The sequence below is a fragment of the Promicromonospora sp. NPDC057138 genome, from assembly GCF_042670845.1.
Classification (GTDB): domain Bacteria; phylum Actinomycetota; class Actinomycetes; order Actinomycetales; family Cellulomonadaceae; genus Promicromonospora.
Map to the genome: position 1 here is coordinate 1 of NZ_JBHUUX010000088.1, position 19,813 is coordinate 19,813.

Annotated in this window: 15 protein-coding genes; 8 read left to right on the plus strand and 7 right to left on the minus strand. The window is 73.1% G+C overall.

What is annotated here, in order from left to right; translation table 11 throughout:
- Positions 1 to 73: 73 nt before the first annotated feature.
- The 3 genes from ACFT2C_RS26880 to ACFT2C_RS26890 all read right to left on the minus strand — a co-directional run bounded on the left by ACFT2C_RS26880 (position 74) and on the right by ACFT2C_RS26890 (position 3,737).
- Complete coding sequence (locus tag ACFT2C_RS26880) at positions 74 to 1,399, minus strand: ABC transporter substrate-binding protein (RefSeq protein ID WP_377210160.1); 1,326 nt, start codon at positions 1,397 to 1,399, stop codon at positions 74 to 76.
- A gap of 192 nt (positions 1,400 to 1,591) precedes the next feature.
- Positions 1,592 to 2,935, minus strand: coding sequence for an extracellular solute-binding protein (locus ACFT2C_RS26885; protein ID WP_377210161.1), 1,344 nt, complete (start codon positions 2,933 to 2,935; stop codon positions 1,592 to 1,594).
- 277 nt (positions 2,936 to 3,212) lie between these two features.
- On the minus strand, positions 3,213 to 3,737 hold the full coding sequence (locus ACFT2C_RS26890; protein WP_377210162.1) for a DUF2505 domain-containing protein: 525 nt from the start codon (positions 3,735 to 3,737) through the stop codon (positions 3,213 to 3,215).
- A 161-nt stretch (positions 3,738 to 3,898) separates the two neighbouring features.
- Here ACFT2C_RS26890 and ACFT2C_RS26895 point away from each other — a divergent pair, with 161 nt between their 5' ends.
- A complete protein-coding gene (locus ACFT2C_RS26895; RefSeq protein WP_377210171.1) occupies positions 3,899 to 5,380 on the plus strand; it encodes a sensor histidine kinase in 1,482 nt (493 codons plus the stop codon).
- 123 nt (positions 5,381 to 5,503) lie between these two features.
- Here the strand turns inward: ACFT2C_RS26895 and ACFT2C_RS26900 are convergent, their stop codons facing one another.
- A complete protein-coding gene (locus tag ACFT2C_RS26900) occupies positions 5,504 to 5,752 on the minus strand; it encodes a WhiB family transcriptional regulator (RefSeq protein WP_026365970.1) in 249 nt (82 codons plus the stop codon).
- Between the two features lie 538 nt (positions 5,753 to 6,290).
- Between ACFT2C_RS26900 and ACFT2C_RS26905 the strand changes: the two genes are divergently transcribed.
- Positions 6,291 to 6,461, plus strand: a complete 171-nt coding sequence (locus tag ACFT2C_RS26905; protein WP_377210163.1) for a hypothetical protein — start codon at positions 6,291 to 6,293, stop codon at positions 6,459 to 6,461.
- Here ACFT2C_RS26905 and ACFT2C_RS26910 read toward each other — a convergent pair.
- On the minus strand, positions 6,409 to 9,492 hold the full coding sequence (locus ACFT2C_RS26910; protein WP_377210164.1) for an FtsK/SpoIIIE domain-containing protein: 3,084 nt from the start codon (positions 9,490 to 9,492) through the stop codon (positions 6,409 to 6,411). The genes ACFT2C_RS26905 and ACFT2C_RS26910 overlap by 53 nt on opposite strands.
- 374 nt (positions 9,493 to 9,866) lie before the next feature.
- On the opposite strand from ACFT2C_RS26910, the gene ACFT2C_RS26915 reads away from it, so the two are divergent.
- Entirely contained in the window at positions 9,867 to 10,721 is an 855-nt protein-coding gene (locus ACFT2C_RS26915) for an ABC transporter ATP-binding protein (protein ID WP_377210165.1), read from the plus strand.
- Between the two features lie 41 nt (positions 10,722 to 10,762).
- Positions 10,763 to 13,336 (plus strand): FtsX-like permease family protein, encoded by a 2,574-nt coding sequence (locus ACFT2C_RS26920; RefSeq protein ID WP_377210166.1) that lies wholly within the window; start codon positions 10,763 to 10,765, stop codon positions 13,334 to 13,336.
- A gap of 79 nt (positions 13,337 to 13,415) precedes the next feature.
- Here the strand turns inward: ACFT2C_RS26920 and ACFT2C_RS26925 are convergent, their stop codons facing one another.
- Together ACFT2C_RS26925 and ACFT2C_RS26930 are read right to left on the minus strand one after the other, a co-directional pair.
- Positions 13,416 to 14,123 carry a response regulator gene (locus ACFT2C_RS26925; protein ID WP_377210167.1) on the minus strand — a complete coding sequence of 236 codons (708 nt, stop codon included), beginning with the start codon at positions 14,121 to 14,123 and terminating at the stop codon, positions 13,416 to 13,418.
- Positions 14,120 to 15,688 (minus strand): histidine kinase, encoded by a 1,569-nt coding sequence (locus ACFT2C_RS26930; RefSeq protein ID WP_377210168.1) that lies wholly within the window; start codon positions 15,686 to 15,688, stop codon positions 14,120 to 14,122. The genes ACFT2C_RS26925 and ACFT2C_RS26930 overlap by 4 nt, the downstream gene beginning before the upstream one ends.
- A 152-nt stretch (positions 15,689 to 15,840) precedes the next feature.
- On the opposite strand from ACFT2C_RS26930, the gene ACFT2C_RS26935 reads away from it, so the two are divergent.
- From ACFT2C_RS26935 to purE, 4 genes are all read left to right on the plus strand, one after another.
- The gene (locus ACFT2C_RS26935) at positions 15,841 to 16,524 is read left to right on the plus strand and encodes a response regulator transcription factor (protein WP_026366105.1); all 684 of its coding nucleotides are present in this window, start codon (positions 15,841 to 15,843) and stop codon (positions 16,522 to 16,524) included.
- Positions 16,525 to 16,527: 3 nt separating this feature from the next.
- Positions 16,528 to 17,883: a sensor histidine kinase gene (locus ACFT2C_RS26940; RefSeq protein WP_377210169.1), complete on the plus strand. Its 1,356-nt coding sequence runs from the start codon at positions 16,528 to 16,530 to the stop codon at positions 17,881 to 17,883.
- Positions 17,884 to 18,020: 137 nt separating this feature from the next.
- A complete protein-coding gene (locus ACFT2C_RS26945; protein ID WP_377210172.1) occupies positions 18,021 to 19,229 on the plus strand; it encodes a 5-(carboxyamino)imidazole ribonucleotide synthase in 1,209 nt (402 codons plus the stop codon).
- The gene (gene purE / locus ACFT2C_RS26950) at positions 19,226 to 19,735 is read left to right on the plus strand and encodes a 5-(carboxyamino)imidazole ribonucleotide mutase (RefSeq protein WP_377210170.1); all 510 of its coding nucleotides are present in this window, start codon (positions 19,226 to 19,228) and stop codon (positions 19,733 to 19,735) included. The genes ACFT2C_RS26945 and purE overlap by 4 nt, the downstream gene beginning before the upstream one ends.
- Positions 19,736 to 19,813: the final 78 nt, after the last annotated feature.

Below are 19,813 nucleotides of genomic sequence, written 5' to 3' on the forward strand. Positions count from 1 at the left end.
ACCGGGGGGTCGCTCTTGTCGAGACCAGGCCTCGACAAGCTCGACCACCGGTTGCGGCTGGCGCTGCTCAGGCTCAGCCGAGGGCCGAAGCCTTCTCGACGGCCTCGTCCCAGGCCTTGTCGGCGTCCTGCGACTTCGAGACGTCGACGCGGTTGAGCGCGTTGGTGACCTCGTCACGGATGGCGAAGTAGTGCGCGCCCTTGTAGGGGGCGCCGTCGATGGCCTGGGCGCGGGTGGAGAAGATCTCGCCCACCGGTGCGTCGTTGAAGAACTCGTTGGTCGAGCTCTGGACGGCCTCGGACTCCTGCGCCTCGATCTGCGACGGGAACGTGCCCGCCGACTCGAAGGCCTTGGTCTGCTGCTCCGGCGCGGTGAGCCACGCGGCGAGCTCCTTCGCGGCCTCGGTGTTCTTGCCCGAGGCGGGGACGGTCAGGAACGAGCCGCCCCAGTTGCCGCCGCCGCCGGGGAAGACGTTGGCGACGTCCCAGCCCTTGACGCCGCCGGCGCGCTCCTCGATAGCACCGGTCATCCAGCCGGGGCAGAGCATCGTGGCGAAGCCGTCCTTCTGGAAGGCCGCGTCCCAGTCGCCGTCCCACTGCGTCAGGCCGGCCGACAGGCCGTCGTCGACCGAGCCGATGATCTGGTCGTAGATGTCCTTGACCTCGGTGTTGGTCGCGAGGTCCTTGGGCTCGCCGGTCTCCGCGTCCTCGAACGCGGCGGGGAGCTGGTTGACCATGCCCTGGAAGGTGCCGCCGACACTGTCGTACCAGGGGACGTCGGACTCCTTCACGAACTCGCGGCCCGCGGCGAAGTAGTCCTCCCAGGTCGCGTCGTCGCCGCCGAGGAGCTCGGCGACCTCCTCGCGGTCGGTCGGCAGGCCGGCCGCCTTGAACAGGTCGGAGCGGTAGCAGATGGCCTCAGGGCCGATGTCGGTGCCGTAGCCGATGACCTTGCCTTCCGGCGTCGTCGCCTGCTGGACCTTCCAGTCCACCCAGCGGCCGTCGAGCTCGGGGTCGGCCAGGTCGGTGAACAGGTCGGGGTACTGCGTGAGCTCCGGCAGCCAGTCGACCTCGATCGCCTCGATGTCAGCCAGGCCCTCGCCGCCGGCGGCGAGCTTGGTGGTCAGGTTGCTACGAGCGTCGTCGCTGGTGGCAGCCGTGACGGGCTCGACCGTGACGTTCGGGTGCTCCTTGGTGTACTCGGCGAGCAGCTCGTCCGTGTAGCCGAAGTCGTTGAACGTCGCGACCTTGAGCGTGATGGGACCGTCGTCGCCGGATCCGGCTTCAGGCTCGTCGGACCCACCGCAGGCGGTGAGTGCGAGGGCGATAGCGGCGACACCGGCGGTCGCCTGGAGGGTGCGGGCGGCGGCGCGCCGCGTGGGTCGGGTACTGCTCAGCACTGGGGACTCCCTTGTCGTGCGGTCTGGGTCGTACGGGTCGTGCTCGGTGCGGTCGCGTGACGTGGGGGCACGTCGGCGTACCAGCGTTGGAAGCGCTCCCACCATCATGGTGTGGTAGCGCTCCCACGGGCACTGATCGTTGCGCCGCACGTGCGTCATGTCAAGGGAGGCTGTGGGCGAACCCTGCCTCGCTCATTGCTGCAGCCGGATGTCCCCGACGGTCTGCACCGCCTGGTTCCAAGCGATCTCCGGACTGTTGCTGCCGGTGTCCACCGCTGTCAGCGCGTTGTTGACCTCGTCGCGGATCGCGAAGTAGTACGGGCCCTTGTACGGCGCGCCGTCGATGGACTGGGCGCGGGCGGTGAAGATCTTGCCGACCGGGGCGTTGTTGAAGAACGGGTTCGTGTAGGTCTGGACGGCCTTCGACCCCTGCGCATCGATCTGCGACGGGAACGCGCCGGCGGCGGCGAAGGCCCGCGTCTGCTGCTCGGGTGCGGTCAGCCACTTGGCGAGCTCCTTCGCCTCCTCGGGGTAGACGCCCGCGGACGGGACCGTCAGGAACGAGCCGCCCCAGTTGCCGCCGCCACCAGGGAAGACGTTGGCGACGTCCCAGCCCTGCACGCCCGCCGAGTACGACTCGATCGGGCCCATCATCCAGCCGGGGCAGAGCATCGTCGCGAACGCGTTCGACTGGAACCCGGCGGACCACTCCGGGGACCACTGCACCAGGCCGGCCGAGAGCCCGTCACTGATGGCGCCCGTGATCTGGTCGTAGACCGCGCGGACCTCGGCGTTGGCCGCCAGGTCGGTCGGCCGCATGGTCGCCGGGTCCTCGAACGCGGCGGGAAGCTGGTTGATCATGCCCTGGAAGGTGCCGGTGGCGCCGTCGAACCAGGCGACGTCGGACTTCTCCGCGAACTGGCGGCCCACCTCGAAGTAGCGCTCCCATGTGGCGTCCTTGCCGCCGAGCAGGTTCGCGACCTCCTCGCGGTCGGTCGGCAGACCGGCCGCCTCGAACAGGTCGGAGCGGTAGCAGATGGCCTCGGGGCCGATGTCGGTGCCGTAGCCGAGGAGCTTGGCGTCCGGCGTCGTGGCCTGTGCCACCTTCCAGTCCACCCAGCGCTTGTTGACCTCGGGGTCCGTCAGGTCCTCGAAGAGCTCCGAGTGCCGCATCAGCTCGGGCATCCAGTCGACCTCGGCGGCGACGACGTCGGCGAGCTCGGAGCCGTCCCCCGTGGTGGTCGCCTTGAGCATCTGCAGGCGGGCCTCGTCCGAGGTGGGGGCCACGATGTGCTCGACGGTGACGTTCGGGTGCTCCTTGGTGTACTCGGCGAGCAGCTCGTCCGTGTACCCGAAGTTGTTGAACGTCGACACCGTGAGGGTGATCGGGGCGTCGTCCCCTTCGGGGCCCGCGGGGCTCTGCCCCAGGAGCGAACCGCAGGCGGTCAGGGGCAGGACGAAGACCGCGAGCGTGGCAAGGGCTGCGCGTCGGGGATGGACGGTCCGGCTTCGGACCGGTCCGTTTTTGCTGGGCACTGGTACTCCTCGTGATCGGGACGCTGCGTGTCGGCGCGTGAGAGCGATATCAGAGCACAAACTTGCCCACATCCGACACGAATGTTCGCTCAGGATGTAGCACTCGCCGCGGAAAATCGGCAGTGGCTGAGCGAACGTCATGTTCCACAGGTGAAACGTTGTCCGAAATGCCGAGGTTGTGCCAGGTTGACTGAAGGTTGGTCTGGAGATGGCCCTGCCGCAATGCCCGGCGTGGCCGACAGGGGCGTCCCCGGAGGGGGCGTCCGGAGCGGGGTGGCTAGGCCGTTCCCGTGTGCTTGCCGGCGAGCCAGTCGCGGCCCGCCTCGGCCTCGGTCTCGAGGGTGCTGCGGACGGCGCTGACCGCGGCCTCCTCGATGACCGTGCCGAAAAGGGGCACCGTCGCCCGTACGTCGCCCGCATAGGTCAGGCGGGTCCCGCCGTCGGGCAGCGCGGCGAGGGCCGCGGTGGCGGTGACCCGCACCGGCGCGCCCAGGATCTCGAGGGCCACCGTGCCGGTGCGCCGCCCCTCGGACGCCGCCTCCCAGGCCTCGGCCTGGCGGATCTCGAGGTGCGCACCCACGAACGGGCGGGCCTGCACGGGAATGATGTCGGTCGGGAGGGTTCGGCGGACCACCACGGTGAAGCCGGTGGCCGCGGTGCCCGTGACGTCGGCCTGCTCCACCACGCCGTTCACGGATCCGGTGGAACGCTGGGCACGCCACCGCACGAACGACTCGTCGGCGAGCATCGCGGAGACGTCGTCGATGTTCGCGGGGAACGTCAGGTCCACGGTCAGGTGCACGGGCTTTCCTCCTCGCGCCGACGGGGCATGCCGGTGGTGGAACTCTATCTGAAGCAATACGCGCGCCCGATACGCGCGAACGCTGCACGGGCAGGGGGTACGCGGTGCACCCGCATCGGGCCATGGGGTGGTTCCGGCATAGGCTGGGGCGCGTGTCCGCGATGAGTGACCTGATCCTTGAGCACGCCGACCTCGAGCCGGCCGACGTCGAGTGGCTGCATCTCCTGGTCGGCGACTGGCAGGTGGTCTCGGACCTGGCGTTCGCGGACCTCGTGCTGTGGCTGCCCACCGCCGACGGGCGGTTCATCGCGATCGCCCAGTGCCGCCCCTCGACGGGCGCGACCGTGCACTACGACGACATCGTCGGCTCGTTCGCCCCGGAAGGGCAGCGCCCGCAGCTCGCGAAGGCGATGGCCGAGGCCAAGGCGCAGCGCGCCCGGGAACCGCGCTGGTTCGGCGCGTACGCGGTGCGGGAAGAGGCGATCCCCGTCGTCCACAAGGACACGGCGATCGCGGTGATCGCGCGGCAGACGAACCTGGGCTCGGGCCGGACGCCGTCGCGCCTGGAGCTCAACTACGTCGAGGCCGCCGACGACCTCGTGGCGATGATCCCGCGCGGCGAGTTCCCGCTGCCGAACGCGGCGACCGGCTCGCGCCGCGGCGCACCGCGCGTGGGCGACGGCCTGATCCGCCTCAACTCCGAGGGCGAGGTGCTGTACGCGAGCCCGAACGCGCTGTCGTGCTTCCACCGGCTCGGCGTGATCGGGCCGCTGGTGGGCCAGTCGCTCGTCGAGGTGACGGCGGACCTGGTGGAGCAGCTCAAGCCCGTCGACGAGTCGCTGCCCCTGGTGGTCATGGGCCGCGCGCCGTGGCGCACCGACATCGAGGCGCACGGGGTGTCCCTGTCGCTGCGGGCGATGCCCCTGACGGACCGCGGCCAGCGCATCGGCGCCGTCCTGCTGTGCCGCGACGTGTCGGAGCTGCGGCGGCGCGAGCGCGAGCTCATCACCAAGGACGCGACGATCCGCGAGATCCACCACCGGGTCAAGAACAACCTGCAGACCGTGGCCGCGCTGCTGCGGCTGCAGGCCCGGCGCATGGACGTGCCGGCCGCGAAGGAGGCGCTCGAGGAGGCGATGCGGCGCGTCTCGACCATCGCGCTGGTGCACGAGAGCCTCTCGCAGACCCTGGACGAGCAGGTCGAGCTCGACGACATGGTGGGCCGGGCGCTGCGCCTCACGGCCGACGTCGCCTCCGCGGGCACGTCAGTACGGACCGTGCGTACCGGCTCGTTCGGCATGGTCCCCGCGCAGGACGCGACGCCGCTCGCCCTCGTGCTCACGGAGCTGGTCACCAACGCCGTGGAGCACGGGTTCGTGGGGCGCACCGTCGGCACGGTGGAGATCGGCGTGGAGCGGGAGAACTCCGACCTACGGGTGGTCGTGGCCGACGACGGCATCGGGCTGCCCGAGAACGGCGGTGCGGGCGGGCGCGGTCCCGGCAGCGGGCTGGGGACGCAGATCGTGCGCACGCTCGTCACGAACGAGCTCGGCGGAACCATCGAATGGTCGACCCGCGAGGGCGGCGGCACCCAGGTGGAGCTGCAGCTGGTGCTGCGCGTCGCCGATTCGGCACGGGCCTGAACCGGTCCCGACTGAGCAGGGTCCGGACCGGGACGCGGCTGAACCGAGAAAGAAATACGCGAGCCGCGCCCGAGCGAAGGGGGAGTGCTCGGGCGCGGCTCGCGGAGAAGCGTTGCGGGAAAGTCAGCCCGCGCGACGAGCGCGCGCGGTGCGGCGCTTGAGCGCGCGGCGCTCGTCCTCACTCATACCGCCCCAGACGCCGGCATCCTGGCCGGACTCGATCGCCCACTTGAGGCAGGTGTCGACGACGTCGCAGCGACGGCACACTGCCTTGGCCTCCTCGATCTGCAGCAGGGCGGGGCCCGTGTTGCCGATCGGGAAGAACAGCTCGGGGTCCTCTTCGAGGCATGCTGCGCGGTGGCGCCAGTCCATGGTCACGTACTCCTTGGAAGGAACTACCCGCCGTCCGGCTCGCCGCGTGGGAGCATCGTCGTCGTGCGTCTGGGGCGCGCAGGTCTGGTTATGGATCGTTGTGCGATCCCTGTGCGCCAGACGGCGACCGACGGGGGTTCGTTCGGGGTGTGGTGGATTGCTGTATCTAGGTTCACACGCTCGTGAACGCTCGCACAAGGGGTTACGGCGAAGTTTCTTGGCAGTGAACCCTGAGGTATCCGTCACACTATTGTGAATAGCCCACTCATCAGTATCCTAGTACGTCGTGCCAGTACTGGAAGCCTTTTTCGCGCCTCGTGTCCCCGTGTTTCTTCGTGCCCTCTTGATCGGCGTCCTGGTCGAGGTGATCGGCCTCGTTGCTCTGGCTGTGGTGCTACTTGGTGAACTCATTGCGGGTGGTTCCACATCCCTCGGTGTGAGTCTCTTTCTGGTGCTCTTCCTCCTGGGCGTTGCCTGGGCTCTTGCCATGTCGTGCCGAGCGCTTCTCGCCGGACGCCGCTCCGGCCGTGGACCCATCGTGACCTGGCAGCTCTTCCAGGTCATCGGATCGGTTGCGGCGATCGGGAGCGGGACCGGGATCACCGTCGCGGGAGGCTGGGCGGCGCTCGTGATCGCGCTCGCCGTCGGCGCGCTGCTCATGACGCCCTCCGTCGTGGCGGCGACCTCGGGGACCGGCTCCGCGGACTGATCCCGGGCTCCACCTGCGCGTCGTCCGGCTCCAGCACCTGGCACAGCACCGGATCGCCCCGGCCGCACCATGCGGCCCGGCCCGGCGGGCCTCCCGAGCCCGCGAGCAGCACCGGAGCCCCGAGCACGACGTCGGCCGCGCGGTCGGTGCCGAGCAGCACCAGGCGCGGCCCCACCCGCGACGCCAGGCCACCCACCGATGGGCCGTCGGCCGAGAGGGCGAACGCGGGTCCCGACCGCAGCGCCGCGGCCGGCAGCGTGCCGCGCACGTCCTCGGCGCCGTCGACGAGCACGAGCGCGCGGTCCCTGGGCGCCCGGTCGGCGTCGGAGCCGGTATTCGCGCTCTTGTCGGAGCTGCTGCCGGGGTCCGGGCAGGCGTCGGACAGGACGCGCGCCATCGCCTCGGCGTCGTCCGGGTGGACGGTCCCGCCGTAGCCGGGGTGGTGCCGCAGGGGCGCGAGCGCGGCGGCGTCCCGCGCGATGCCGTGCACCGCCCAGCCGCGCTCCAGGGCGGACAGCGCGACGGCGACCAGCGCCGTGGTGCGCCCCGAACGGGCCCGCCCGAGGATCGCGAGGTGGCCGTCGGCCGGATCCCAGGTCACGGTAGTGCGGCGCTGGTGGTCCGGGTCGTCGCCGACCGCGAGCGCGAGACCGCTCCGGTCCCGCCGGGTGGCCGGGGGCAGGTCCGCGACGGTGGCCCGGCGGGGGAGAGCCGGCAGCCAGGGCGGGGCGCCCGGGGCGTGGCCCATCGCGCGGGCAGCGCCACGGGCCGCGTCGACCAGGAGCGTCGCGGCGTCCGGTGTGGAGGTGCCGGGGGTGGTCGTCGGCAGTACGGGTACGGGGCGCCCGGCCCGGGCCGGGGCCCGGCGTACGAGTGGCATCTCGGCCTCGCGCGGGGCGGTGGCGTGCGCGCACTGCAGCAGCACGGGCGGCGCCGAACCCAGGCGTAGCACCGCCCGGCCCGGCGTCCCGGCGGGGATCCGCGCCGCGGCCGGATCGTCGAGCACGTCGCGCGACTCCAGGGGGTCGGTGACCCGGAGCGCGAGGCGCGCGCTGACGTTGGCCCGCAGGTCAGGTCCCACTGCTCCGCCCGGCCGCTGCGTCGCGAGCACCAGGTGCACGCCGAGCGACCGTCCCTGCGCCGCGACGCGCAGGAGTGCGGGCAAGAACTCGGGCAGGTCGTCGGCCAGGGCGCGGAACTCGTCGATCACCACCACCAGCCGGGGGAGCGTTCCGCGCGGTAGCGCGGTGACGTCGGGCACGGCGTGGGCGGCGAGGACGCGCTCGCGGCGGCGCAGCTCCGCCCGCAGCCCGCCGAGCGCTCGCGCCGCGAGCCCCGGTTCGAGGTCGGTGACCTGGCCGACCACGTGCGGCAGCGCCGGGCACGCGCCGAGGCTCGCGCCGCCCTTGAAGTCCACGAGCACGAGGGCGAGGTCGGCCGGTGACCGGGTCAGGGCGAGCCCGAGCAGGAGCGTCTGCAGCAGCTCCGACTTGCCCGATCCGGTGGTGCCCGCGACGAGCAGGTGCGGTCCGTCGCGGACGAGGTCGAGGCACACGGGCGTGCCGTCGGCGCCGATGCCGAGCGGCACTGCCCAGCCGCGTGCGTCGGCCCATCGTGCCGCCAGCGCTTCCGGTCCCGGCACCTGTGCGAGCCCGTGCGCCCTGGTCAGGGGCACGACGTCGGGCAGGCGCGAGTCCTCGGGCTGCCCGGCGGCGGCGGTCCGGCCGAGGCTGGCAGCGCCGGCGAGCAGCCGGGCCAGGTGCTCGGCCCACTCGGCCGTGACGCCGACGAGCGGCACCGTGCGCGCCGCGCCGTCCGGCCCGGTGATCCGGACGCGGCGGGCGTCGAGCACCCGCGCCACCGCACGGCATCCGGGCGGGACCGTCCCGACGGACACCATCAGGTCGACGTCGGGCGGGCCGGTGGGTCCCGGCGCGCCGGCCGCCCGGAGGCCCGCGGCGCGATCGAGGACGCCGCACGCCGCGCCGTCCAGCACCAGCACGCGCGGCCCACCGGCCGGGAGCCACCGGGCCCAGGACCAGCCCGGTGCGTGCTCCCCGACCAGCACCTCCGCGCCCCGGGCGGCGAGCCGGGCGACGAGCGCGCGGGCGACGGCGCGGGCCGGGCCGTCCGGCCCCAGCACGGCGACGGCGCCGTCGTGCAGCAGCGGTTCCCAGGGGTCGTCGTGCGGCGCCGACAGGAGGTGTGCTCCTGGCCCGGGCAGGACGCCGAACGGGCCGGGCGCGCGGGCGGTGGCACGAGCCGCCGTCGTCGTCGCTGCTGCGGTCCAGGCGTCCTGCGCCGCCGCCCAGGCGCCCGGCGAGACGTGGAGCGCGGCGTGCGCGAAGGCCAGGAGCCCGGCCGGACCGGGCAGCTCCCGCGGCCGGTTGCGCACGCCCGGGCCGGCCGCCGCGCGCTGCCGGGCCGCCCGCAGCTGCGGGAGCGTCACAACCAGGCCTACCAGCGCAAACACCGCCAGGAGGGGCTGGCGCAGGGCGGCGGCGAGACCCAGCGACGCGATGGCGGGCAGCAGCGTGAGCGCCCACGGGACGCCGCTGGGCGCGGGCTCGGGACGGGGTGCGAGCCACGTCGCGGGACCGCCCGTCCGACGGATCGCGAGGCGCCCGTCCGGGCGCAGCCGGACCCAGGCGCGGAGCGCGGCCCACAGCCCCTCGGCACCGACCACCGTCCCGGCGTCGGGCCCGGCCGCCCGGGCGACGAGCCAGGGTTTGCCGGCGTCGGACCAGGGGCCGGGGCCGGGTAGCGGCGCGTCTCGCGGCACGCCGGCGCGCCCCATAGGGGCGACGCGGAGCTCGGCGCCGGGCAGGAGCGGCCGCTCGCCGACCACCCGCTCGTCGGTCAGGCGCTCGCGGTCGACCGCGAGCGCCGCGTACCGCAGCTCCGGACGGCGGGTGAGCGCCGCCAGCGGTGCGCGCACGTCGGCCAGGCGTGCGCCGGGGCGCAGCAGCACGTCCTCTCCGGGGTGCAGGGTCACGCGCACCGCGCAGTCGGACGCTCGGGGTCGGGTCATGCCGTCCAGCCTCCCCCCGCACTCGCCCGGATCGAGGCCACAGCAGGGGTTCCTGTGCACAACTCGCGTTTCCACAGGCCCGGCGTCGTGCTCGCTACGGCACAACCCCTGGGGGAGTGCCCCTACCCGGGCCCGACCAGACGTACGACCAGGGGATGACACGGTCCGGCAAGGATCAGGCTGACACCCGATGTCGCGAGGCCGCCCGCCTCCGTAGGTTCGTTGATGCCGGCCGAACCGGGGCAACCCGGCAAGGCCGGACCACTTCCGGGCGGCAGGCGGGGCACCTTTCCCACGTGCATTCGTCCGGTGCGAGCCGCCACCGGCGACCCGCCTGCAGCACCCAGCACCCTCAACTAACGAGGAGAAAACTCGTGGACACCACCGTGTACGTCCCGACGGACCAGCCGGCCACCGCGTCGGACTTCGCCGCCCGTGCCGTACGGGCCCGGAGCCTGAGCAAGACGTATGGCAAGGGCGAGGCGATAGTGCGTGCCCTGGATGGTGTGGACGTCGACTTCGAGGAGGGGCGGTTCACGGCGATCATGGGCCCGTCCGGTTCGGGGAAGTCGACCCTGATGCACCTGCTGGCGGGGCTGGACTCCGCGACGACTGGGCAGGCGTTCCTGGGGACCACGGAGATCACGGGCCTGAACGACAAGGCGCTGACGCGGTTGCGTCGGGACCGGGTCGGGTTCGTGTTTCAGCAGTTCAACCTGTTGCCGATGTTCACGGCCGAGCAGAACATCACGCTGCCGGTCGAGCTGGCCGGTGGGTCGGTGGACCGGGCGTGGTTCGAGACCCTGGTGACCACGCTGGGGCTGGCGGGCAGGTTGACGCACCGGCCGGGTGAGCTGTCGGGTGGGCAGCAGCAGCGGGTCGCGATCGCGCGGGCGTTGATCGCGCAGCCCGACGTCGTGTTCGCCGACGAACCGACGGGGAACCTGGACTCGCGTTCGGGCGCGGAGGTGCTGTCGTTCCTGCGCCGGTCGGTGCGGGAGCTGGGCCGGACGATCATCATGGTCACCCACGACCCCTCCGCGGCGGCGTACGCGGACCGGGTGGTGCTGATCGCGGACGGTCGTATCGCGGGCGACATCAGCGACCCGACGCCGGAGTCCGCCATGGCCGGCCTCGACGCCCTCCGCACGCTGGAGCCCGCCGTCATCGGCGGCCCCGCCGGAGCCGCCGGTGCCACAGCACCCACCACTTCGCGGACGGGTGCGTGATGTCGACCAGGTACCCCACAGCGCGCCTGACCCTGGCGCAGATGCGCCGCAGCACCGGGCGGCTCATGTCCGCCGGCGTGGCGATCGTCATCGGTACCGCGTTCGTCGCGGCCACGCTCCTGGCGGGCAACATCATCACCGGAACCACCTACGACCAGGTCGCGGCCCAGTACGCCGACGCCGACCTCGTGGTGTCCGACAACGGCGGCACCATGACGCGGGCCGACGTCGACGCCGTGCGGGCCGCCGCCGGCGTCGGCGCGGCCGACGGGCTCCAGGAGACGTACACCGAGCTCAACCACGGCGGCAGGTCGATCTACCAGTCGCTGGTCGCGCGGGCCTCCGACCCCCGGCTCTCCCCGCTCGTGCTGGCCGACGGCGCGTGGCCCGACAGCCCCGGCGGCATCGCGCTGCCGGCGGACGTCGCTGAGCGGCTCGACATCGGCGTCGGCGACACCGTCTCGTCCACCCGCTGGGTGCTGGACGACGAGCCCACCGTCGAGGAAGACGGCACCGAGTACTACGACGGCCAGGAGGTCACCGAGGAGCTGACGGTCTCCGGCCTGGTGGACGACCCGTACAAGGCCTACGCGATGAGCGGCGGCATGGGGGTCATCACGCCCGAGGCCATGGCCCAGCGGATCGCCGACGAGCGGGAACCCGGCGAGTCGGAGGCCTACTCGGCGATCGTCGTGGCGCTCGACCAGGCCGGTGACCCGGGCGCCGTCGAGGCGGCGCGGGACGCGCTCGCCGCGGCGGTCCCGTCCGCCACCGGCGTCGAGACCACGCAGGAGTACGCCGAGGGCGTCGTGGCGGGCATCTCGGGCGGCCAGAACACCATCTTCCTCGTGTTCGTCCTGGCCTTCGCCGGCGTGTCCCTCGTGGTCGCGGGCCTGGTCATCGCCAACACCTTCCAGGTGCTGGTGGCTCAGCGGTCGCGCACCCTGGCGCTGCTGCGCTGCGTCGGCGCGGGCACCGGCCAGCTCTACCGGAGCGTCCTGCTCGAGGCGGCGGTCCTCGGCCTGCTCGCCTCGCTGGCGGGCGTGCTCCTCGGGTGCCTGCTGGTGCAGGCGGGTCTGCTGATCGTGCCGGCCTTCGACCTCGCCGTACCGCTGCCGGAGACCATCACCGTGAGCGTGCCCGTCGTGCTCCTGCCCCTCGCCGTCGGCGTCCTGGTGACGCTCGCCGCCGCGCTGGCCCCGGCACGCGCCGCCGCCCGCGTGGCTCCGCTCGCCGCCCTGCGGCCGACGGACGCGCCCACGCTGCGCGGCGCCGGCCGGGTCCGGGCGGTGCTGGCAGGCCTCGCCACCTTCGGCGGGCTCGCCGTCCTGGCCGGCGGGGTCGCCCTCGGGATGGGCGGCAGCGCGGACGTCGGCGTGCTCGCTGCGGTGCTCGGCGGGTCCGTCTCGCTGGTGGGCGTCATCGTCGGCGCGGTGTTCTGGCTGCCCAGGGTGGCCGCCGGCGTCGGCCGCCTGATCGGCACGACTGGCCCCTCCGCCCGCCTCGCGGCGGCCAACACGCTGCGCAACCCGCGCCGCACGGCCGCGACCGCCACGGCGCTGCTGATCGGCGTCACGCTCGTCTCCATGATGACGACGGGCGCCGCCAGCGCCCGGCTCGCGATGGACGACGAGCTCGACGCCCAGTACCCCGTCGACCTCCAGGTCTCCTCCACGTCCTATGACGACGGCGGAGACCCCGTCGTCCTCCCGGGCACCGTGACCGACGCCGTGCGTGAGGTCGCCGACCTGCGCGCCGTGGCCGAGGTGACCACGGCCACCGCGGAGGTCGCCGGCGACGCCGGTTCGGTCCTGCCGGTGGTCGCCGCGACCCCCGAGGCCCTGCGGTCGGTGCTCAACACGCCCGGCGACGTCGCCTCGGTGCAGCGCGGCACGCTGCTCCTGCCCGACCAGGCCGCCACGGACTACGGCCTGGAGGGGCGCGACACCATCACGCTCACCGGACCGGCCGGCAAGGTGACGCTCGACGTGGTCACGAGCGACCTGCGCGCCTCCGCCGCCTACCTCACGCCCCTCGACCTGGCCGCGTTCACCCCGAACGCGGGCCCGAACGCCCTGTGGGCGGGCGTCGCGGAGGGCAGCGACCCCACCGACGCCGTCGCCGCCGTGCAGGACGCGGTGGCCGCTACCGACGAGGCGGTGGAGGTGACGGGCGCCGTCGTCCAGCGGCAGGCCTACCAGCAGGTGATCGACGTGATCCTCGGGATCGTGGTCGGCCTGCTCGCCGTGGCCGTCGTGATCGCGCTGATCGGTGTGGCCAACACGCTGTCGCTGTCCGTCATCGAACGCACCCGGGAGAACGCCATGCTCCGCGCGATCGGGCTGTCCACGGGACAGCTGCGGGCCACCCTCGCCATCGAGGGCATGCTGATCGCCGGGGTCGGGGCGGTGCTCGGGATCGTGCTGGGCCTCGTGTACGGCTGGGCGGGCGCGGCCTCCGCCCTGTCCTCCGTCGGCGCCGTGCCGTTCGTGGTCCCGTGGGCCGACGTCGCGGCAGTCGTCGGCGTCGCCCTGGTCGCCGGGCTCGTCGCCTCGGTGGTACCGGCCCAGGCAGCGGTCCGCACCCGTCCCGTGGCGGCGCTCGCCGGGGAGTAGCCCCTCCTGCCGCTCGTTGAGTGCTGGGTATCTGCGGACTGCTGCACGGTATGTCCGCAGATACCCAGCACTCAACGAGCTAGGAGCCCGGGCGGACCAGGCCTGTTTCGTAGGCCGTCACCACTGCCTGCACGCGGTCGCGCGCGTTCAGCTTCGACAGGATGCGCCCCACGTGCGTCTTCACCGTCGCCTCGGCGACGAACAGGTCGCCGGCGATCTCCGTGTTCGACCGCCCCCGCGCCATGAGCACCAGCACCTCGCGCTCCCGCCCCGTGAGGCCGGCGAGCGCCTCCTGCGGCCCGGCCGCCTCGTCGGGCGGCAACGCGGTGACCAGGCGTTCCATCAGCCGCCGCGTGGACGACGGCGCGATCACCGCGTCGCCCTGGTGCACCGTGCGGATCGCCGTGAGCAGCTCCTCCGGCTGGGCGTCCTTGAGCAGGAAGCCGCTGGCCCCGGCCCGGATCGCGTCCAGCACGTACTCGTCCAGGTCGAACGTCGTCAGCACGACGACGCGAGGGTCGCCCGCCGCGGCCCGGCCGCCGTCGGCCAGGAGCGCCCGGGTCGCGGAGAGGCCGTCCATCCCAGGCATGCGCACATCCATCAGCACGACGTCGGACGCCGTGGTGCCGAGCAGGTGCAGCGCGTCCCGGCCGTCGTCGGCCTCGACCACCACCTGGAGGTCGGGCTGCGAGTCGATCACCATGCGCAGGCCCGCGCGGACCAGGGGCTGGTCGTCGACCAGCGCGACGCGCACCGGTCCGTCGGGGGCGCCGGGGGCGTAGGTCATCGTGCTCCTCGTGTGTTGTTCAGGTCGTTCAGGTCGGCCTGGTCGGTGCGGTCACCGTCCGGTTCGGACGCCGCGTTGGCGGGCACGGCGTCCGGCCGCGCCTCGGGCGACGCGTCGGCCGCACCGCCAGGCGCGCGGTCAGCCGCAGGGTCGGGCAGCTGCGCGGACACCCGCGGGATCGGCACCACGAACCGCACGGAGAACCCGCCGCCCCGGCGGGGACCGGCGGCGAGGGTGCCGCCGAACATCTCGGCGCGCTCGCGCATCCCGAGCAGACCGTACCCGGGAGTGAGCGCCGGCTCGTCGGAGCCGGGCGCACCAGCGGCCGCGAGGCCACGCCCGTCGTCGTCCACCCGCAGCTCCACCTCGCCCTCGCCCCAGCGCACCAGGATGGTGACGGCGGGCCGCGGGCCGGCGTGCTTGCGCACGTTGGTGAGCGCCTCCTGGCAGACCCGGAACAGCGTGAGCCCGACCCCGGGCGGCAGGCGTCGCTCGACGCCCACGCGGGCCCAGGAGACCCGCATGCCGTCGTCGCGCGCCTGCTCGACCAGGTGGCCGATGTCGGTGGCATCGGGCTGGGGCCGCAGCGGGGCGGCACTGGTGGACGCCGCGGCCGAACCAGGAGCGACCGTCCCCGCAGCGACCGGCGCCCCAGCGGCGCTCGCGGGCGGCGCGGTTCCCGCGCTCAGCCCGGCGGCGCGGCCGCTCGGCACCGGCGGCGCGGGCCGGGCCGGAGCGCCGTCCGGCGCGACCAGGCCGAGCGGCACGCTGCTGCCTGGCTGATCCTCCCGCAGCACGCCGAGCAGGCGGCGCATGTCGGCCAGCGCCGCGCGACCGGTCTCCGCGATGGTGCCGAGGGAGCGCTGGGCGGCGGCGGGGTCGGCGTCCGCGGCGTATCGCCCGCCGTCGGCCTGCGCGATGACGACGGAGAGGGAGTGGGCCACGATGTCGTGCATCTCGCGGGCGATGCGCGCGCGCTCGGCGGCCGTGGCGATCCGTGCCTGCTGGTCGCGCTCGATCTCGAGGCGCTCGGTGCGGTCGCGCATGGCCACGAGCATCGCCCGCCGCGACCGGCGCACCAGGCCGAACGCGAAGGCGCAGGCCAGGAACGTCATGATCGTGACGGCCGGCGCCCCGGCGGCCAGCGGCGACATGCCGTCGTTCCGGAAGAAGCTCGCGAGACCGTACGTCGCCGACCCGACCACGGCCATCCCGCAGGCCATCAGGTACGCCCACGGCGGGCCGTAGACGGTGACGCAGTAGAGCGACACCAGCACCGCCACGAAGTTGGCCGGGAGCACGATCGCCATGCCGAGCACCGTGAGCTGCAGCATGCACACCACGAAGATCGCCACGCACGACGCGACCGGCCGGGTACGGCACCAGGGCAGCGGCGCGAGCACGGCGGCGGAGACGAGCGTCATCGGCACCCCGCCAGGGCTGTCGGGGTAGTAGGTCGAGACCGCCATGACGATGGTGACCACGCCGACGAGCACCGTCGCGCCGAGGTCGGTGAGGAACCGGTACCGCTCCGACCACTGCGCCAACCGCTCGTACCAACCCATGCAGGTCAGCGTAGGTCGAACCGTTGCGCGGGCGCGTCATACCGTGGTAGCACTTGCGCCATAGCTTCCTCAGCCGAAAGGATTCGGTAGGGCATTCGATACGTGGGTGCCCGGGTAGCGCCAGAGCGTCGGTTATGCCCTACGATGGCGAAATGACTCACGTACTCCTAGCCGAAGACGACCCGGCCATTGCCGAGCCGTTGGCACGAGCGCTCTCCCGTGAGGGATACGACGTCGTCGTGCAAGGAACCGGCAAAGGTGCGATCGAGAGCTCGACCGGTGCGGACATCGTAGTTCTGGACCTGGGCCTTCCCGACATGGACGGGCTCGATGTCGCGCGCGAGATCAGGGCCAATGGCCTCACCGTGCCAGTGCTGGTGCTGACCGCCCGTGCCGACGAGGTAGACCTCGTCGTAGGCCTCGACGCCGGCGCCGACGACTACGTCACCAAGCCCTTCCGCCTGGCCGAGCTGCTCGCACGCGTCCGGGCGCTGCTGCGCCGTTCGCACGGCGAGACCGGCGAGGAGGAGGAGCTGCACGCGCAGGACGTCCGCGTCGACGTCTCCGCGCACCGCGCCTTCCAGGGCGACCGCGAGCTGCACCTGACCACCAAGGAGTTCGACCTGCTGCGCGTCCTCGTGCAGAACGCCGGCTCCGTGGTCGTCCGGGACACGCTGATGCGCGACGTCTGGGGCTCGGACCCGGTCGGCTCGACCAAGACTCTGGACATGCACGTGTCGTGGCTGCGCCGCAAGCTCGGCGACGACGCGAACGCACCGCGCTACGTCTCCACCGTGCGCGGTCTCGGCTTCCGCTTCGAGATAGGGGCGAGCTAGCCAGTGCGCGCTCGCGTACTGCAGGCGACGATCGCCGCGGTTGCGGTCGCCGTCCTGCTCCTGGGCATCCCGCTCGCGATCTTCGGTGCCCGGTACATCTACGACCAGGAAGTCCAGCGGGTCGAGACCCGGGCGCAGGACCTCCTCTCGTCCGCGGTCAACTCCTACGAGCGCAACCGGTCGGCCGCCGAGGCCGGCTTCGTCGACCAGTCGGTGCTGGACCGGGCGGTCCAGCCGCAGGGCAACGACATCGTCGCGTTCGTGACGGTGAACCAGCCGAACGGCGAGCAGCTGACCTCGGGCGATCCCGTATCCGGCGCCACCATCGACCGGGGGTTCGCCTCCGACGAACAGCCCGTCATGGGCGTGGTGATCTCGGTGTCGGCCTGGCCGGCGTACATCAAGGCGATCAACGTCGTCGTGCTCGTCGTGTTCGGCAGCGTGGGCGCGTTCGCCGCGGGCGCCGTCACGGCCGCCTGGCAGGCCAACCGGCTGGCGCAGCCCTTCGTGTACCTCGCGGCGTCGGCCGAACAGCTCGGCGCTGGACAGGTGCGTCCGCGGCTGGACCCGTCCGGCGTCGAGGAGATCGACCTGGTCGCGGCCGAGCTGGCGCGCAGCTCCGACCGGCTCGCGGCCCGGCTCGCCGTGGAGAGACAGTTCACGTCGGACGCCTCGCACCAGCTCCGCACCCCGCTCACGGCGCTCACGATGCGCCTGGAGGAGATCACGCTCACCTCCAGCGAGCCCGAGGTGCAGGAGGAGGCCCGGATCTCGCTCGAGCAGGTGGAGCGCCTGGTCGGCGTGGTCGACGACCTGCTCGCCCGCTCGCGGCGCGCGCAGGGCGGCACCACGGAGTCCGTGGACGTCGCGGTCCTGTTCCTCCAGCAGGCGGAGGAGTGGCGCGAGTCCTTCGAGCGGGCGGACCGGCACCTGAACGTCGAGGACTCCGGTGGCGCCCGCGTCCTGGCCACGCCCGGGGCGCTCGCGCAGGTGCTGTCCACGCTGCTGGAGAACTCGCTCAAGCACGGGGGCGGCACCACCACCCTGCGGATCCGTGAGGGTCAGCGCGGCGCCATGGCCATCGAGGTCACGGACGAGGGCGAGGGCGTCCCCGAGGACATGCAGGGCAAGATCTTCGAGCGCGGCGTCACGTCCGGCGCCGGTACGGGCCTGGGGCTCGCCCTGGCCCGCGACCTCGTCGCGGCCGACGGCGGCAACCTGCAGCTCACCCAGCGCACCCCGCCGGTGTTCACCGTGTTCCTCTCGGGCGTGCCCAAGACGCTCGACCCGCACCAGGTGCTGCCGGTGGGGTCGAAGATCTCCAGCTTCGGCCAGAAGAAGGGCCGCGGCCGCCGGTAGGCTTCACCGACGTGAGCGCAACACTCGATTCCCGCCATTCCTCCTCCGGTGAGCCGTCCGGTGAGCCGTCCGGCACGGTGCCGACCCCGGCCGGACCGCCCGTCGTCGCGGTGGTCGGAGGCGGGCAGCTCGCCCGTATGATGGCGCCGGCGGCCGGCGAGCTGGGCATCCACCTGCGGGTCCTGGTCGAGGAGCCGACGTCGTCCGCGGCGCAGGTCGTGACGGACACGCCGGTGGGCGTGGCGTCGGACGAGGCGGCGATCCGGTCGCTCATCGCCCCGGAGGCGGGCGCGGCGGCGTCGGTGCTCACGTTCGAGCACGAGCATGTGCCGAACGCCCTGCTCACGGACCTCATCGAGCACGGCACGCCGGTGCGCCCCGGCCCGCACGCGCTGGTGCAGGCGCAGGACAAGATAGTGATGCGGCGGCGGCTCACCGAGCTGGGCGTGCCGTGCCCGCGGTGGGCGCCGCTGCCGTCGTCGTCCCCCGAGGAGGGGCGGGCCGCGCTGGCGGCCTTCCTGACGGAGGTGGGCGGCGAGGCAGTGGTGAAGACCTCCCGCGGCGGTTACGACGGCAAGGGCGTCCGCGCGGTCTCGTCCGCGGACGACGTCGCCGACTGGTTCGCCGCGGTGGCCGACGGCGGTCCGCAGCTCCTCGTCGAGGAGAAGGTTCCGTTCGTGCGCGAGCTGGCCGCGCTGGTGGCGCGGCGTCCCTCGGGCGAGGTGCGGGCGTGGCCCGTCGTCGAGTCGGTGCAGCGCGACGGCGTCTGCTCCGAGGTGATCGCTCCCGCGCCCGGCCTGTCCGCCGAGCTGGACGCCCGCGCCCGCGAGATCGCGACGACGGTGGCCGAGGGGCTCGACGTCACCGGCGTGCTCGCCGTCGAGATGTTCGAGGTCGTGGGGCCGGGCGGCGTGCCTACGGTGCTCGTCAACGAGCTCGCGATGCGCCCGCACAACAGCGGCCACTGGACCATCGACGGCGCCGTGACCAGCCAGTTCGAGCAGCACTTGCGCGCGGTTCTGGACCTGCCGCTGGGCTCCACCGAGCCGACGGCGGCCTGGACAGTCATGGCGAACGTGCTCGGCTCCACGCTGGGCGAGCTCACGGACGCGCTGCCGGGCGTGCTCGCGACGTTTCCGGAGGCGCGGGTCAACCTGTACGGCAAGGGCATCCGGCCGGGCCGCAAGCTGGGGCACGTGAACGTGAGCGGCGACGACCTGGACGAGGTCCGGCGTCGGGCGATCGCGGCGGCGGCGCTGCTGCGCGGCGAGACGCTCTCGCGGGTCGATTCCGCGCCGCGGGTCGAGCCTGTCGAGACCACCACCGAGGAAGAGGCGAACGCATGAGCACCACCCCGCAGGTCGGCATCGTGATGGGGTCGGACTCCGACTGGCCCGTCATGCAGGCGGCCGCTGAGGCGCTGGGCGAGTTCGAGGTGCCGGTCGAGGTCGACGTCGTCTCGGCGCACCGCATGCCCACCGAGATGATCGACTACGGGCGGCAGGCCGCGGGCCGGGGGCTGCGCGTGATCATCGCGGGCGCGGGCGGAGCGGCGCACCTGCCCGGGATGCTCGCGGCGGTGACGCCGCTGCCCGTGATCGGGGTGCCCGTGCCGCTGAAGTACCTGGACGGCATGGACTCGCTGCTGTCGATCGTGCAGATGCCGGCCGGGGTGCCCGTCGCGACGGTGTCGATCGGCGGGGCGCGCAACGCGGGCCTGCTCGCGGCGCGGATCCTGGCCTCGGGCGCGGGCGACGAGGCGAAGGCTCTGCGGGAGCGCATGGAGGCGTTCCAGGCCGAGCTGAGCGAGGTAGCACACGCCAAGGGCGCCAAGCTCCGAGCCCAGCTCTGACCAACACCCGCCGAGGTAGAACTCTGGCGAAGTAGAACTCTCGCGAGAGTTCTACTTCGCCAGAGTTCTACCTCGGCG

Excerpts from the sequence above, each read along its gene's own strand:
- ACFT2C_RS26895 (WP_377210171.1), top strand. The coding sequence starts at position 3,899 with ATGAGTGACCTGATCCTTGAGCACGCCGACCTCGAGCCGGCCGACGTC.
- ACFT2C_RS26925 (WP_377210167.1), bottom strand. The coding sequence starts at position 14,123 with ATGACCTACGCCCCCGGCGCCCCCGACGGACCGGTGCGCGTCGCGCTG.
- ACFT2C_RS26935 (WP_026366105.1), top strand. The coding sequence starts at position 15,841 with ATGACTCACGTACTCCTAGCCGAAGACGACCCGGCCATTGCCGAGCCG.
- purE (WP_377210170.1), top strand. The coding sequence starts at position 19,226 with ATGAGCACCACCCCGCAGGTCGGCATCGTGATGGGGTCGGACTCCGAC.
- ACFT2C_RS26945 (WP_377210172.1), top strand. The coding sequence starts at position 18,021 with ATGATGGCGCCGGCGGCCGGCGAGCTGGGCATCCACCTGCGGGTCCTG.
- ACFT2C_RS26930 (WP_377210168.1), bottom strand. The coding sequence starts at position 15,688 with ATGGGTTGGTACGAGCGGTTGGCGCAGTGGTCGGAGCGGTACCGGTTC.
- ACFT2C_RS26900 (WP_026365970.1), bottom strand. The coding sequence starts at position 5,752 with ATGGACTGGCGCCACCGCGCAGCATGCCTCGAAGAGGACCCCGAGCTG.
- ACFT2C_RS26920 (WP_377210166.1), top strand. The coding sequence starts at position 10,763 with ATGCGCCGCAGCACCGGGCGGCTCATGTCCGCCGGCGTGGCGATCGTC.
- ACFT2C_RS26910 (WP_377210164.1), bottom strand. The coding sequence starts at position 9,492 with ATGACCCGACCCCGAGCGTCCGACTGCGCGGTGCGCGTGACCCTGCAC.